The 14,633-nt window shown below is 53.4% G+C and carries 13 protein-coding genes and 2 pseudogenes; 12 read left to right on the forward strand and 3 right to left on the reverse strand.

The window, feature by feature from the left end:
- Positions 1-8 precede the first annotated feature (8 nt).
- The 9 genes from ACFFK0_RS17430 to spo0A all read left to right on the forward strand — a co-directional run bounded on the left by ACFFK0_RS17430 (position 9) and on the right by spo0A (position 10,368).
- A complete protein-coding gene (locus ACFFK0_RS17430) occupies positions 9-902 on the forward strand; it encodes a polyprenyl synthetase family protein (RefSeq protein ID WP_377471743.1) in 894 nt (297 codons plus the stop codon).
- Positions 903-1,638: 736 nt separating this feature from the next.
- Positions 1,639-2,277 (forward strand): hypothetical protein, encoded by a 639-nt coding sequence (locus ACFFK0_RS17435; RefSeq protein WP_377471569.1) that lies wholly within the window; start codon positions 1,639-1,641, stop codon positions 2,275-2,277.
- On the forward strand, positions 2,249-4,147 hold the full coding sequence (gene dxs, locus ACFFK0_RS17440) for a 1-deoxy-D-xylulose-5-phosphate synthase (RefSeq protein ID WP_377471570.1): 1,899 nt from the start codon (positions 2,249-2,251) through the stop codon (positions 4,145-4,147). Before ACFFK0_RS17435 ends, dxs begins: the two co-directional genes overlap by 29 nt.
- 38 nt (positions 4,148-4,185) lie before the next feature.
- Positions 4,186-5,022 (forward strand): TlyA family RNA methyltransferase, encoded by an 837-nt coding sequence (locus ACFFK0_RS17445; protein WP_377471571.1) that lies wholly within the window; start codon positions 4,186-4,188, stop codon positions 5,020-5,022.
- A gap of 128 nt (positions 5,023-5,150) precedes the next feature.
- Positions 5,151-5,636, forward strand: coding sequence for a hypothetical protein (locus tag ACFFK0_RS17450; RefSeq protein ID WP_377471572.1), 486 nt, complete (start codon positions 5,151-5,153; stop codon positions 5,634-5,636).
- A 4-nt stretch (positions 5,637-5,640) separates the two neighbouring features.
- Entirely contained in the window at positions 5,641-6,090 is a 450-nt protein-coding gene (gene ahrC, locus ACFFK0_RS17455; protein ID WP_377471573.1) for a transcriptional regulator AhrC/ArgR, read from the forward strand.
- Positions 6,091-6,102: 12 nt separating this feature from the next.
- Positions 6,103-7,833, forward strand: a complete 1,731-nt coding sequence (recN, locus tag ACFFK0_RS17460; RefSeq protein WP_377471574.1) for a DNA repair protein RecN — start codon at positions 6,103-6,105, stop codon at positions 7,831-7,833.
- A 161-nt stretch (positions 7,834-7,994) separates the two neighbouring features.
- Entirely contained in the window at positions 7,995-9,329 is a 1,335-nt protein-coding gene (spoIVB, locus tag ACFFK0_RS17465) for a SpoIVB peptidase (protein ID WP_377471575.1), read from the forward strand.
- A gap of 232 nt (positions 9,330-9,561) precedes the next feature.
- Positions 9,562-10,368, forward strand: a complete 807-nt coding sequence (gene spo0A, locus ACFFK0_RS17470; RefSeq protein ID WP_377471576.1) for a sporulation transcription factor Spo0A — start codon at positions 9,562-9,564, stop codon at positions 10,366-10,368.
- Between the two features lie 364 nt (positions 10,369-10,732).
- Here the strand turns inward: spo0A and ACFFK0_RS17475 are convergent, their stop codons facing one another.
- A complete protein-coding gene (locus ACFFK0_RS17475; RefSeq protein WP_377471577.1) occupies positions 10,733-10,981 on the reverse strand; it encodes a hypothetical protein in 249 nt (82 codons plus the stop codon).
- A gap of 47 nt (positions 10,982-11,028) precedes the next feature.
- Here ACFFK0_RS17475 and ACFFK0_RS17480 point away from each other — a divergent pair.
- Both ACFFK0_RS17480 and ACFFK0_RS17485 read left to right on the forward strand, forming a co-directional pair.
- A pseudogene (locus tag ACFFK0_RS17480) lies at positions 11,029-11,439 on the forward strand (reverse transcriptase domain-containing protein); the annotation flags it as partial.
- A 636-nt stretch (positions 11,440-12,075) separates the two neighbouring features.
- Positions 12,076-12,732, forward strand: a pseudogene (locus tag ACFFK0_RS17485) (group II intron maturase-specific domain-containing protein); the annotation flags it as partial.
- Between the two features lie 78 nt (positions 12,733-12,810).
- Here ACFFK0_RS17485 and ACFFK0_RS17490 read toward each other — a convergent pair.
- Positions 12,811-12,951, reverse strand: coding sequence for a hypothetical protein (locus tag ACFFK0_RS17490; RefSeq protein ID WP_377471579.1), 141 nt, complete (start codon positions 12,949-12,951; stop codon positions 12,811-12,813).
- 156 nt (positions 12,952-13,107) lie between these two features.
- Here ACFFK0_RS17490 and ACFFK0_RS17495 point away from each other — a divergent pair, with 156 nt between their 5' ends.
- The gene (locus ACFFK0_RS17495) at positions 13,108-13,980 is read left to right on the forward strand and encodes an S-layer homology domain-containing protein (protein WP_377471580.1); all 873 of its coding nucleotides are present in this window, start codon (positions 13,108-13,110) and stop codon (positions 13,978-13,980) included.
- Positions 13,981-14,300: 320 nt separating this feature from the next.
- On the opposite strand, the gene ACFFK0_RS17500 is transcribed toward ACFFK0_RS17495, so the two are convergent.
- Positions 14,301-14,627: a spore coat protein gene (locus tag ACFFK0_RS17500; protein WP_377471581.1), complete on the reverse strand. Its 327-nt coding sequence runs from the start codon at positions 14,625-14,627 to the stop codon at positions 14,301-14,303.
- Positions 14,628-14,633: the final 6 nt, after the last annotated feature.

Consider the following 14,633-nt stretch of genomic DNA (forward strand, 5'->3'; position numbering starts at 1 on the left):
AATTATCCATGACGATTCAAGAGTATATCAAAGTGAACGCCGAGCTTGTCGAGAACGAGCTGCGTAATGCGCTTCCGGCAGGGTGGGACGTGCCGGGGCCGCTGCGCGATTCGATGCAGTATTCGCTCATGGCGGGTGGCAAGCGGCTGCGTCCGATTCTAGTGCTTGCCGCCGCGGAAGCGCTTGGCGGCAAGAAGGAAGCGGCCATGCCGGTCGCTTGCGCCATTGAGATGATTCATACGTACTCGCTCATCCATGACGATTTGCCGGCGATGGACAATGACGATTACCGCCGCGGCAAGCCGACGAACCACAAGGTGTTCGGAGAAGCGATGGCGATTCTGGCCGGCGATGCGCTGCTGACGCACGCTTTCTATGCGATCGTCCAGTCAAGCCGCCGCTTCGGAGTGCCTGCCGAACGCGCGCTTGCGATTGTGGAGGAGCTCTCAGCATATGCCGGCGCGAGGGGCATGGTCGGCGGCCAAGCCGCCGATATGCTCGGAGAACAGGGGCTGACGAAGCTCGAGGAGCTGGAATATATCCACACGCACAAGACGAGCGATTTGATCGTCTTCTCGCTGCGGTCCGGCGGATGGATTGCCGGGGGGAATGAAGCGCAGCTGAAGGCGCTCGAGACGTTCGGGCAAGGCATCGGGCTGGCGTTCCAAATCCAGGATGACATTCTCGATCTGACGGGCGACGAAACGAAGCTCGGCAAGCCGCTGCGGAGCGACGAGAAGCAGCAGAAGGTGACGTATCCTTATTTCATCGGGCTGGAAGCGTCGCGAGCCAAGGTCGAGGAGCTGACGAACGGGGCGAAGGCGGCAATCGCCGGGTCCGGGTTTCCGAACGCAGAGAGGCTCATTCAATTGGCCGATTTTCTCATGAAGCGTGATCATTAAGATTATGTTATAATGTAATGTACATACCATTTTCGAGTGGTGCAGTATTCTAGTCAGTCTACCATGTTTGAGGGCGGGCCTAAAAATTCGCCAAAGGGCACATCGATGAAGTTCCTGGTGTTGGCTTCGAACGCCCAGTTTGGGGCTGATGCTGGGAGTTAAGGTTAGAGGGCGATCCGCAACGGCATGCGGGCGTTGACCCTCTTTCCGCGGAGGCCCAAGTGCGTGGCTGGCAGGTCGGGAGTCTGTGTCCCGATCGGGTTACGGCTTGGGGTATGAACCTGCATTGGCGAGCCTCACCTGCTCTTATGTATCTTTTATACATGAGGCTAAAACGGCTTGTGTGCAGCGTAGCCTGCCTTGAGTGAAGCAGCGGGGATTGCAGATGTGTAGGCGTACGAATTCTCGGCCAAGAAGACATACGCCGGATGCTGCATGAAATCTGTTTTGCAAAAGAGGCTAAAACATGGTTAAGGGCTGTTTGGGGAAAACTCCTAGACTGTTCGCGGTATGTGAGGCTTCTTAAGGATTATAGTGTGGACTAAGTGGTAATCCAGTCTGACGCCCGGCAACGGCGTCAAGGCGGTCGTAAAGGGAAACCGCCGCCCCGGCGACGGAGCGGTGCCCGCTTGGGAAAACCTACTGGACCTAAGCCACAGCGTTTACTTAAGAAGCTGCCACTCGATCCAACTTTTCACATAAGCGTGATCACGGCTTTTCCCAAGGAGATGGACCATTGAAGTTTTCATTACGGCATTCGATGCGCTGGAGTGTATTGATTGCTTGCATTACCTTCGTACTGGCATGCCTATTCACCGTGAGCTCGACGACCATATTGGAAGGCGCGAGCTGGGGAATCGGGATGCTCATCGTGTTTATTTTGATATGTACGGGTATTTTCTTCGACATACTCGGTCTCGGGGCCGCAGCGGCGAAGGAAACGCCGTTCCACGCCATGGCGTCGGAGCGCGTGCCGGGTGCGAAGCATGCGATCTATATCGTTCGCAACGCGGACCGGTTCTCGAACTTCTGTAACGATGTGATCGGGGATATTTCCGGCGTCATCAGCGGTGCGGCTTCCGCACTTGTTGTATTCAAGCTGATGGCATCGTTTGAACAATATGAAGTCCTGCGCACGGCAGTCAGCGTCGTATTTACCGGGATGGTATCGGCTCTGACCGTCGGCGGGAAGGCGGTCGGCAAATCGTTCGCCCTCCACTATGCGACGGAAATCGTGCTTTTGATCGGAAAATTCTTTTACCTGCTAGAGAGACGTCTCGGCATCAAGATTCTGCATACGACGCGGAAGAAGCCGAAGTCAACCAACGGAAAGCGAGGAAACAAGCGTGCTGCTCGATCAAATTCATCAGCCTGAAGACTTAAAGCGCCTGTCCATTCCCGAACTGGAGCAATTGGCAGGTGAAATACGCCAGTTCCTGGTCGAGAAGCTGTCGGTGACCGGCGGGCATTTGTCCTCAAATCTGGGGATTGTCGAGCTGACGCTTGCGCTGCATACTCATTACGAAAGTCCGAATGATAAATTCATTTTCGACGTTGGCCACCAGGCTTACGTACATAAGATGCTGACCGGGCGCAAGGACAGATTCGACACGCTTCGCAAGTATAAAGGATTGTGCGGATTCGTCAAACGTTCGGAAAGCGAGCATGACGTTTGGGAGGCGGGGCATAGCTCCACGTCGCTGTCGGCGGCAATGGGCATGGTACTGGCGCGCGATTTGAAGGGCGAGGACTACAAGGTCGTCGCGGTGATCGGGGACGGTGCGTTAACCGGCGGTATGGCGCTCGAGGCGCTGAACCATATCGGACACGAACGGAAAAATGTGACGATCATCCTGAACGATAACGAAATGTCGATTGCCCCGAATGTCGGCGCTTTGCATAACTATCTCAGTAAAATTCGTTCCGACAAGCATTACCGCTGGGCGAAGGAAGAGGTCGAGCATCTGCTCAAAAGAATTCCGGCGATCGGCGGCACTTTGGCCAAGACGGCGGAAAAGCTGAAGGACAGCGTCAAATATTTGGTGATGTCCGGCATATGGTTCGAGGAGTTAGGTTTGACCTATATCGGCCCGGTTGACGGACATAACTTGCCGCTGCTGCTGGAGACGCTTCGTCAAGCTGATAAAGTAGAGGGGCCGGTAATCGTTCACGTTGTTACAACGAAGGGCAAGGGCTATTCGCCGGCGGAGCAGGATTCGCACGCATGGCACGGGGCGAGTCCGTACAAGATCGAGTCGGGCCAAATGATCAAAGCTGTCGGGCATCCGCTGTATACCGAGGTGTTCGGGAATACGTTGATTGAGCTGGCGAAGCTTGATCCGCGCATCGTTGCCGTAACCCCTGCGATGCCGGGCGGATCCGGACTGCTGAAGTTCGCGAAGGAGTTCCCGAACCGAATGATCGACGTCGGCATCGCCGAGCAGCATGCCGCTACGCTGTGCGCCGGTATGGCGGTGGAGGGGATGAAGCCGGTATTCGCCGTGTATTCGACCTTTATGCAGCGCGCGTATGATCAAATCGTACATGATATTTGCCGGATGAACCTGAACGTGGCGTTTGCGATCGACCGGGCCGGTTTTGTCGGCGCTGACGGCGAAACGCACCACGGGGTGTACGATATCGCCTTCATGCGTTCGATTCCGAACATGGTATTGATGATGCCGAAAGACGAAAATGAGCTGCGGCATATGATGTTTACCGCACTAAAGTACGACGGCGGACCGATCGCTTACCGTTACCCGCGGGCGAACGGCGTAGGGGTTCCTTTCGATAAAGAGCTGAAAGAAATTCCGATCGGCTCTTGGGATACGGTTCGCGAGGGAGACTCTGCAGCCGTGCTTGCCGTAGGGCCGATGGTGCAGACGGCGCTGGAAGCGGCCGAGCTGCTATCGAAGGAAGGCGTGCAGCTGCGCGTCATTAACGCAAGATTCATCAAACCGCTTGACGAGGCGATGCTGACGCAGCTCGGCAAGGAGCATATCCCGATCGTCACACTTGAAGAAGGGGCGCTACAGGGCGGCTTCGGCGGCGCAGTGCTGGAATATTACGCGCGCGAGGCGATGGATGACTTGCCGATCCGGACGATCGGCATTCCCGACTATTTCGTCGAGCACGGCTCGGTGAAAGAGCAGCGTAAAGAAGTCGGATTGACGGCAGACAATGTCGTTGCCCAGGTGAAAAGCATGCTGGCGGTTGCACGCCCGGCCAAGCGTCAGCGCGCCTAGCGCCAAAGCTACATCGTTACAGAACGGAGACCGAAAGCATGTCTGCGGACAAAGAACGTTTGGATGTTTTGCTCGTTGAGCAAGGGTATTATGAAAGCAGAGAGAAAGCCAAGGCCGCCATAATGGCAGGCCTTGTTCTCGTTGATGAGGTTCCGGTCGACAAAGCAGGAACGAAGATCGCGCGAGCTTCCAGAATTAAGGTGAAGGGCGCCGTCCATCCTTACGTCAGCCGCGGCGGATTGAAGCTGGAGAAGGCGCTGCGCACGTTCGGCATTCAGTTACAAGGGGCCGTAATGCTCGATATCGGAGCTTCCACCGGCGGCTTCACTGATTGTGCGCTGCAGAACGGCGCCTCGTATGTATATGCGATCGACGTCGGCTATAACCAGCTCGATTGGTCGCTGCGGAACGACGCCCGCGTCCAGGTTATGGAACGGACAAATTTCCGGTATATGGAGCCTAAAGATTTAGGTAACGGTCCGCAGCCGACATTCGCATCGATCGACGTCTCTTTCATCTCGCTCAAGCTGATACTTCCTCCGCTTAAGGGGCTTCTGGCTGCCGGCAGCGGAACGGTTGCGCTTATCAAGCCGCAGTTCGAGGCGGGCAAAGAGAAGGTGGACAAAGCCGGCGGCGTCATACGTGACCCCGATGTACATCAAGAAGTGCTGACGACTGTTCTCGGCTTCGCGCAGGAAGCGGGCTTCCGGATTCGGGGATTGACGTACTCACCGATTCGAGGCGGGGAAGGCAATATCGAGTTCCTTGCCTATTTCATGCTGCCTCTCGGGGATGACGAGCCAATCCTGGCGGAAGCGCAGATCGATGCGCTGGCCGCAAGCACGGTTCGAGAAGCAGGGGCATTGCCAAGCTAATGTCGATCCGTTATAATAAATGAGAACATATGGTCGTGAAGAACGCGCCACTCTCCCTTCCAGGGCAGCCTGGGATGCGGCGGGTGGCGTTTCGTGTTAGAGGGAACAAGGATTGTTTCCCAGCTGTCGTGAATACTACCCGCGAGGTGAAAGCGATGCAGAACGGGGATTGGCTCGTCGTTGTCCTGGTAGTCGCCATTATTGTGATGTGGGGAAGCGTCCGGGCGAGACGATGGGTCGAAAGACCGCAGCAGAGGAATAGGTTCAAAGTGCCGCAAGGGGAAGGCGAAGTCGAACCGAATGAAGTGACGGTACTGCTGGAGGGAGCGGGCTTCGAAGTCGTCGCTGCAAAAGCGAAAATTCCTGTCGTCATAACGATGAACGACCGGGATACGCTCCAGAGCCGATTATACGTCGACTACTTCGCCGTTAAGGACGACGAGCTGTTTATCGTGAAGGCGGCTCGCGAACGCAAGCCGCTTGAGCTAACCGGCAGCGGCGTCCGCGACGCCTTGCTCCCGTACTATTTGTTATACCCGGAAGCCTCCGGCGTTCTATACGTCGATATACATATTGGCAAAATCAAAAAATTCACGTTTGACATTGAGGTGTAGACGGATGAAAGGCCAGCGTCATATGAAGATTCGCGATATCATCGCTACGAAAGAGATTGAAACGCAGGACGAGCTGGTGGAGGCGCTCAAGGAAGCGGGGATTAACGCTACACAAGCAACCGTATCGCGCGATATTAAGGAGCTGCATTTGGTGAAAGTGCCGCTTGCGGACGGCCGCTACAAATATTCAGTCCCGATCGGCTCGCAATATAATCCAATGCAGCGGTTGAAGCGGGCTTTAACCGATCATTTTATTCACATCGATTATACGGACAATCTTGTCGTGATGAAATGCTTGCCGGGGACGGCGAATACCGTGTGCGCCTTGATCGACAATCTGGAATGGCCGGAAATTATGGGAACGATCGGCGGAGACGACACGATTCTCATCATCTGCCGTTCGAAAGAAAATAGTCAAAACGTCGTTCAGACAATCCATCGTTTGTTGTCTTAGGAGGCTTTATTTATGTTGATCGAATTGTCCATACGTAATCTGGCTGTTATCGAGCATGTTCATCTGCATTTCAAGAACGGATTTCATGTATTGACAGGGGAAACCGGCGCTGGCAAATCGATCATCATCGATGCACTGAGTCTTGTTGTAGGCGGCCGCGGCACCTCGGAGCTCGTTCGTCACGGCAGTGAAAAGGCGGAGATCGAGGCGTTGTTCGAGCTGGCAGCAGATCATCCCGTATGGGGCATTCTGGAACGTCTCGGCATCGAAGGCGACAGTTCCGAGCCGCTGCTGATTCGCCGCGATGTGACGGCCCAGGGCAAGAGCTCAAGCCGGATCAACGGGCAGCTCGTCAATATGACCATGCTGCGGGAGATCGGCTCTATGCTTGTCAATATCCACGGACAGCATGAGCACCAGTCGCTGCTCGATACGGATGAGCATTTACATCTGCTCGATATGTATGGGGACGCCGACATTTCGCCAATAAAGCAGGCTTACGCAAGCGTATACGAGCAGTACACGAAGCTGCAGCGGGAGCTGCATGCTTTGGAGTCGGCCAGCCAGCAGTCGCTGCAGATGCTGGATCTTTACCGGTTCCAGATCGAAGAAATTTCGTCCGCCAAGTTAAAAGAAGGCGAAGATGCATCATTATCGGAGGAAAAGCGAAAACTAGCCAATGCCGAGAAGCTGTTTCAGAACGTATCGGATGCATACGATCAACTTAACGGTGCAGGACGCAGTCTGGATACGACTCGGAAGGCGGCTTCCAAGCTGCGCGACATTGCATCCTACGACAGTGCGGTGCTTGGCCCGCTTGTAGAACAAATTGAAGCGGCCTTTTATCAGCTTGAGGATGCCGCTTACCAGCTCCGCAACTATCGGGAAACGATCGAATTCAACCCGGCCAGATTGGACCAAATCGAATCGCGGCTGGATGTTATCAATACGCTGCGCCGCAAATACGGCGAATCCATCGGCGACATGCTCGCGTATTTGGCTAAGATTGAGCGTGAAGTAGGGACAATAGAAAATAAAGACGATATCTTGCAGAAGCTGCAAGGCAATGCCCGTAAGCTGCTGGCCGAACTGAGCCGGCATGCCGCGGAGCTGTCGGACCGCAGACGCTTGGTTGCCGTACAGCTCGCAGCCGCCATCGAGTCCGAGCTTCGCGATCTGCACATGGAACGGACCAAATTCGAAGTCGGGATCGCGTATGCCGAGGATGCCCGAAGCGAGCTTGAGCTTGGAGGCATGAAGGTGAGGTTCGGCAAAGACGGGGCCGATCAAGCGGAGTTTCTTATGGCGCCTAACCCGGGCGAGCCTCTCCGTGGACTTGGCAAAATCGCTTCCGGCGGCGAGCTGTCGCGGATCATGCTCGCGCTGAAGTCAATTTTCGCCAGGGTCGACCGGATTCCCGTTCTTGTCTTTGATGAGGTGGATACGGGAGTCAGCGGGCGCGCAGCGCAGGCGATTGCCGAGAAGCTGTCCCGGCTGTCCCGGAGCTGTCAGGTGTTTTCCATTACGCATCTTCCTCAGGTCGCGTGTATGGCGGATGTCCATTTCTACATCCACAAAGAAGTGGAAGGCGGACGTACGTTCACCCGTGTCGCCGATCTTGAAGCCGGCCGCAGAGCGCAAGAGCTTGCCCGGATGCTGGGCGGCGTGGAAGTGACGGAGACAACGCTCCATCATGCGCAAGAGATGCTTGCCATGGCTGCCGGTCAGAAGCAGAAGCTGTAACCGAAATTCCTTGCGTTCCTTCATTTTGCGTTCATCTTGCATATTCTCATGCCCTTTCGCGGCAACATTTTCACTAATAAAACAAAAGGGGCACGGGTATCGTATAGGTACGCAAATGGCGATCCTCTTCGTCAGGCAACGAGAGAAAAGGGAGCGTGAGGATGTTGAATTCCAGCAAAAGAAAAAGATTGATTGGACTTGTGCTCGTCTTCTTCGTTTGTATGGTCACGGTTTCCACTCCTTTTCAATGCTATGCCTCCTTTCCTAGCGAGCTCCGGCTTTTTAGCGGCCAAGGCAAACAGCTGCAGCTTGCTATGCCTGTCAGCGCCCAGCTTACCGTACAAGATCCGGACATCGTGAAGGTGAACGGCGTTGCGGATCATTCGTTTCGCCTGAATTTGAAAGACCCGATTTCGCTGGAGCCGACCCAATCCGGCGTTACCGAGATGAAGCTCAAGCTGTTCGGCGCCATACCTCTGAAAACCGTCAAGGTAAATGTCGTTCCGGAGCTCAAAGTATATCCGGGCGGTCAAACGATCGGCGTCAAGATCAAGTCGGCAGGCATTCTCGTCGTTGGGCATCATTTAGTCACGGTAGCTCAAGATCAAAAGCTGTCCCCGGGTGAAGAAGCGAAAATTCAGGTCGGAGATTTGATTACCAAGATCAATGGAAAGCCGTCCAATGATGTGTCCAAAGTGGCGGATATCGTCAATGAAGCAGGACAGGCCAAGAAGCCGCTCGATCTTACGATTACGCGCAATAACGAATCGGTTCAAATCAAGCTTCATCCCGCCTATGACGTCGTAGACAAGGCGTATCGGCTCGGACTTTATATCCGCGATTCCGCGGCTGGTGTCGGCACGCTGACCTTCTACGCACCGGATCAGAAGGTGTACGGAGCGCTCGGCCATGTTATTACGGATATGGATACACAGACGCCAATTGTAGTGGGAGATGGACAAATTTATCACTCGAACGTGACTTCCATTTCGAAAAGTCAGCATGGGGAGCCGGGGGAAAAGCGTGCGATCATTTTCAAGGACAGTAAGGTGCTTGGAACGATTGAGCGTAACACGTCGTTCGGCATATTCGGTCGCATGACGGAGCAGCCTGGCAACGGACTGTTTAAAGAACCGCTGCCGGTAGCGTTTTCTGAGGAAGTGAAAGAAGGGCCGGCGCAGATTTATACGGTTGTTGAAGGGCAAAAGGTTGAGAAATTCGATATTCAAATCACCCATGTATCGAAGCAGGATTATCCGGCGACAAAAGGCATGGTTATCAAAATTACGGATCCGAAGCTGATTGAGAAGACGGGCGGTATTGTCCAAGGGATGAGCGGCAGTCCCATTATTCAGAACGGTAAAGTCATCGGCGCTGTAACTCACGTCTTTGTGAACGATCCGACAAGCGGGTACGGCTGTTTCATCGAATGGATGCTGCAGGATTCCGGGATTGTTCTTCCAAAGCGGGAGCAAGGAGAACTGAAGGCGAGTTAATAGCCTTTGGTTTTTTTTGTTTTAGGGGAAAGCGTCGTGTTGAGGGTGGTTATGTCGAAGAATGTTGTATTGTGAGAGTGAATATTTTATTATAAAGGAATGATCAAAAAAAATAAAGAAAAATTATTTTCGACAGAAGGAAATTGAATAGGAGTGTCGAATGTATATCAACAGAGAAAGAGAAATACATAATATACCAACGATTTATGACCTTTAAAGGAGGATTTTTAAGTTGCAGAAGATTAAAATTTTGATGGCGGACGATAACCGCGAATTTACCCATCTGCTTTCCGAATTTATTGGCGAACAGGACGATATGGAAGTGATTGGGGTTGCCTATAACGGCAATGACGTGCTGCGTGCGATTGAGCAGCAGCGCGAACTTCCGGACGTTCTTATTCTCGATATTATTATGCCTCATCTTGACGGTCTGGGTGTGCTGGAGCGGCTGCGGGAGATGAATTTAAACCCGATGCCGAAGATCATTATGCTGACTGCTTTCGGTCAAGAGAACATTACACAGAAGGCCGTTCAGCTTGGCGCTTCTTATTACATCTTGAAGCCTTTCGATATGGAAGTGCTGACGAACCGGATTCGCCAGCTGGTCGGCGTACCGTCGATGACGACGTCTTCCCATGCACCCGCCGTAAGCCGCGCTAACGTGGTGCAAATGCCGAAGGGCGGTAAAAACCTAGACGCCAATATTACGACGATCATTCATGAAATCGGAGTGCCTGCGCACATTAAGGGATATCAATACCTCCGCGAAGCAATTACAATGGTTTATAACAATATCGAAATTCTTGGCGCGATTACGAAGACACTGTACCCGGCCATCGCTGAAAAGTACAAGACGACGCCGTCCCGGGTAGAGCGTGCCATTCGCCACGCCATTGAAGTCGCCTGGACCCGCGGCAACATCGACAGCATCAGCTTTATTTTCGGGTACACGATTAACATTTCGAAGTCGAAGCCGACAAACTCGGAGTTTATCGCGATGGTTGCGGATAAGCTGCGTATTGAGCATAAGGTGAGCTAATAGCTCAGGTGCGAGTTTGAGTGTTATTCAACAGTAAGGTGTTTGCATGCTAAAAAGGCAGCTCTCGGTTTCGCCGAGGCTGCCTTTTTTTCGTGTACGCCCAGCATGGGCGTCATCTTTAGGGTGTAAGTCCCGAACGGGGGGGCTGGCGAGCGCCTACCGTAGCCAAAAGGCAAGGGTGTCCGTCGATAGGCGGAATCTGGAGGGCGGAGGCAAATGCACGGGCCAAGGTACACGAACCCAATTTGAGGCAGCGCCAGCCGGATGAGTCTCCAATACAAGACGAAATCCAAAGCCGCCAAGGGCTGACGCTGTAAACTTGGGTGGTCGCGGGCAGACAGATGGCGCTCTTATCTGGGGAGGCCTACGGAATATGCGAAGTCACTTCGTAACCGCGGCTGAGAAGCCGCGCTGAATCCGCAGGAGTCAGCAGAGGCCATAGTACGGAGGTACGGAACGCCGGAAACCGGAAGGGCCGAACCGAAAGGAGAGAGGAAACCGATGCGTTCGCATGAAGAGCAACGACAGCAGAATATCTCGCAAGAGAGCTCGCGGCAAAGAGAAGCGGTGAAGCCGTCAGGGTATCCCGGAGCGCCGAGTTCTTCGTCGGCATAAGCCACCCCTTCCTCTCGCAAAGACCAGAACGACTTGCTGGAGAAGATGCTCGAGGGAGAAAACCTTCGACTCGCCTACAAGCGAGTGGTTCAGAACGGAGGAACACCTGGCGTGGACGGAGTAACGGTAGCAGAGCTACAAGCTTACCTGAAAACACACTGGGAAACGGTGAAAACCGAACTCCTCGCGGGAACGTACAGACCTGCGCCCGTCAAACGGGTGGAAATCCCCAAACCCGGAGGCGGTGTACGGCTGCTCGGCATCCCGACCGTGTTGGACCGACTTCTTCAGCAAGCGCTTCTACAAGTGATGAATCCGAACTTCGACGCCCATTTCTCATGGTACAGCTATGGCTTTCGCCAAGGGAAACGGGCGCATGACGCGGTAAAGCAGGCACAAGCCCATATCCGAAGCGGCCTTAGATGGGTCGTGGACATGGACCTCGAGAAATTCTTTGGTGCGCCTAGGTAAGCTGGGTGCTTTCAGTGGGTGCAATTCCCACCCGGGAAAGGGGAACGAGCCGTCCCACCCGGAATCGAGTCTTGAACACGCAAAGGCAACGATGCGGGTTAAGCGTAGACAGAGCGACGATTAGGCCGTAACGCAAGTGAAGCGATTGAGCCTCGTGAGCATAACCGAGGGCCGACAAGGTCGAAAACTTGGAAGGCTATAGTAGATTTCCGACAAGGGCGAGGAAATCGGATACCTCGGCGGGGTCTAAGAGCACGGCATGACGGAAACGGAAGCACAACGGAACTAGGGAGATCCACCGTGGTCTTCGCAGAAAAAAATGCGGAGTACGCCGACTGAAAGGACCATCCATAAGAGAGCGGACGCCGCGGTGGAAGTCGGACCTGCTGGTAGTACCATGGTGGGAGGGGTTTGCCAAAAGACGGAGGAAGGGACACCGCAAGGGGGACCACTCAGCCCGCTACTGGCGAACATCTTATACTTCTGCGGAGCGAGCGTATCCATTGCCGTTCTACCTGCCTCTTAAGGCTATATAGCTTACGGTGTGAACCGAGCCTTTTTGTCCTGACGAGCTACCGCTGCTATCTTAGCCAGTTGTGTTGACATACGGTATCCACCTCTGCGTGTGGGGTATGTCTGGACGACTTAGACAAAGAACTACACCGAATAGGACTGCGGTTCGTTCGTTATGCGGACGATTGTAACATTTTCGTGGCGAGCAAGCGTGCCGGAAAACGCGTCATGGAATCGGTCATTCGCTTTGTAGAGGGAAAGCTGGAAGTGAAAGTGAACCGAGACAAAAGCGCGGTAGACAGGCCTTGGAACCGTAAATTCTTGGGCTTTAGCTTCTTGTCGAACAAGCAAGCCACGATTCGGCTTGCCTCAAAGACGATCTCTAGATTTAAAGAGAAAATCCGAGAGCTTACGAATCGGACTCGCCCTACTTCAATGGAAGATCGCATCTCTAAGCTTAATCGCTACCTCATGGGCTGGATGGGGCATTTCCGTCTGGCATCGGCGAAGAAACACTGCGAGAGCTTCGACCAATGGATTCGCCGTAGACTTCGCATGTGTCTCTGGAAGCAATGGAAGCGAGTGCCAACTCGAATACGTGAACTCCGAGCACTTGGGGTACCGGAATGGGCTTGTTTCGTCATGGCCAATTCACGTCGTGGAGCTTGGGAAATGTCTTGGAACATAAATAATGCCCATCCAACTTCCTACTGGGAAGCGAAAGGGCTGAAAAGTTTACTTTCACGTTACTTGGAGCTTTGTTAACCTTTCGGAACCGCCGTATGCGGACCCGCATGTACGGTTGTGGGAGAAGACGGGGGCTAGCCGCCCCCTCTTACTCGTTTATTGGTTCAGTTGTTGATTTTCTCCTTCTACTGGCTCACCTTTTGGAGCGTCTTCCTCCAAATATTGATCCTGATCGCTGCCCCAAATGTAATCGAAGTTTGTAATATCCGGTTTTACGGGAGTGTTTGGTTCGTTCATCTTGTTCACATCCTTTTTTTAATACTTAGTTTGGGCTAGGAATGACAACGATATTCTTGGTAAAACCGCCTTTGTTTCATAGGTCCCGCAGTGCATGCAAATCGGCGCCGAATCCAATGCTAGAAGGGAACTTATTATAAGGAGGCTGAGGTTCAGTTGAAAAAACATTTATCGCTCGTGGCTGGTGCTTTGTTGTCGGTATCGTTGCTGGCAGGCTGTAATGATGCTAATGTCCGTTCGCAAAATGTCGGGCAAGACCGCGGATCGACCTTATCTACCGACCAAAATCAGTACCGCGGCTTAAATACGGATACGACAACGGGCACAACGAACGGTACATCGACGGGTACGACAACTGGCGGCACTACCGGCACGGCAACCACTGGTACTACCGATACTACAACAGGCGGAACTGCCGGTACTACTACGGGTACAACAACGGGCGGCACTACCGGTACGACTACAGGCGGTACAACAGATACAACAACAGGCGGCACTACCGGTACGACTACAGGCGGTACAACAGATGCAACAACGGGTGGAACTACCGGTACAACGACGGGCGGTGCAACCGGCACCACAACCGGCGGGACAACTGGAGGTACAACGGGCGGTACGACTGCAGGAGGTACTTTCTCTGATGTTACTAGCAGTGATTGGTACGCAACAAGTATTTCCTGGGCGACGGGATCCGGTATCGTTGACGGATATCCGGATGGGACGTTCCAGCCGAATAAACCGATGACAAGAGCGGAGGTTCTTAAAATTGTAAGAACGCTGGCTGATAAAGGCTTTATTACTTCCGGCACGACTACAGGCGGAACAACAGGCGGAACAACAGGCGGAACAACAGGCGGAACAACAGGTGGAACAACAGGCGGAGGCACTACGGGTGGAACGACCGGTGGAACGACAGGCGGCGGCACTACAGATGGAACGACCGGTGGCACTACCGGAGGTACAACAGGCGGAACGACCGGCGGCACTACCGGCGGCACTACCGGCGGAACAACAGGCGGTACAACCTAAAAAATGGAAGAATAGCATTCCAGCATTCGGTGTAAAATAATGCTCGGGCGGTGAAGTGAAGAGAGGGTGTGGTTGCGTTGGACAACGTGACGAAATCCGTCGGTAGTTACTTTTAACTTGCTTCACGAAACCGGAGGGATGTGCCAAAGACACGTTAGTGCTTTGCGATATACCGAAGGATATGGTGACAAGATAATAGTTACGTACCCAAAAACTCGCCGTCCATGAGGAGCCCTTCGGGGCTCTTCATTTTATTCCATCAAGTATCGCTTAAAAAAGTCTTGCCCAAGAACAGCAATTCTCGGTCAAGACTTCACCCGTTATTGCAAGTTAATAGCTTTCGTAACGAATTGTAAATCGTTTTTCAGCTGCTGAGTTATATTGGTTGGCGTATACCAGCCTTTAGACATCATATAGTTGGTCAGCTGCTCATGATGCGTTACCGCTTGATCGAACTGCTTGCGCAGCAAAGTGCGAATTTGCGGTGAGGTCGTCTCTGATAGAGCGACCGCGATATCTTTGATCGATGTTTTCGCCGTGATGAGCATATCGGTGGCAATCGTTTGATCCGTCAGCGCCGCCATAATTGCCGGACTGATCGTGCCGGCAGCAGGTGCGGTAGTGGAATTCATCGTCGTTGTCGTCATGTTGCC

Origin of the sequence: Paenibacillus chartarius, from assembly GCF_042432825.1 — a bacterium.
Taxonomy (GTDB): Bacteria; Bacillota; Bacilli; order Paenibacillales; family NBRC-103111; genus Gordoniibacillus; species Gordoniibacillus chartarius.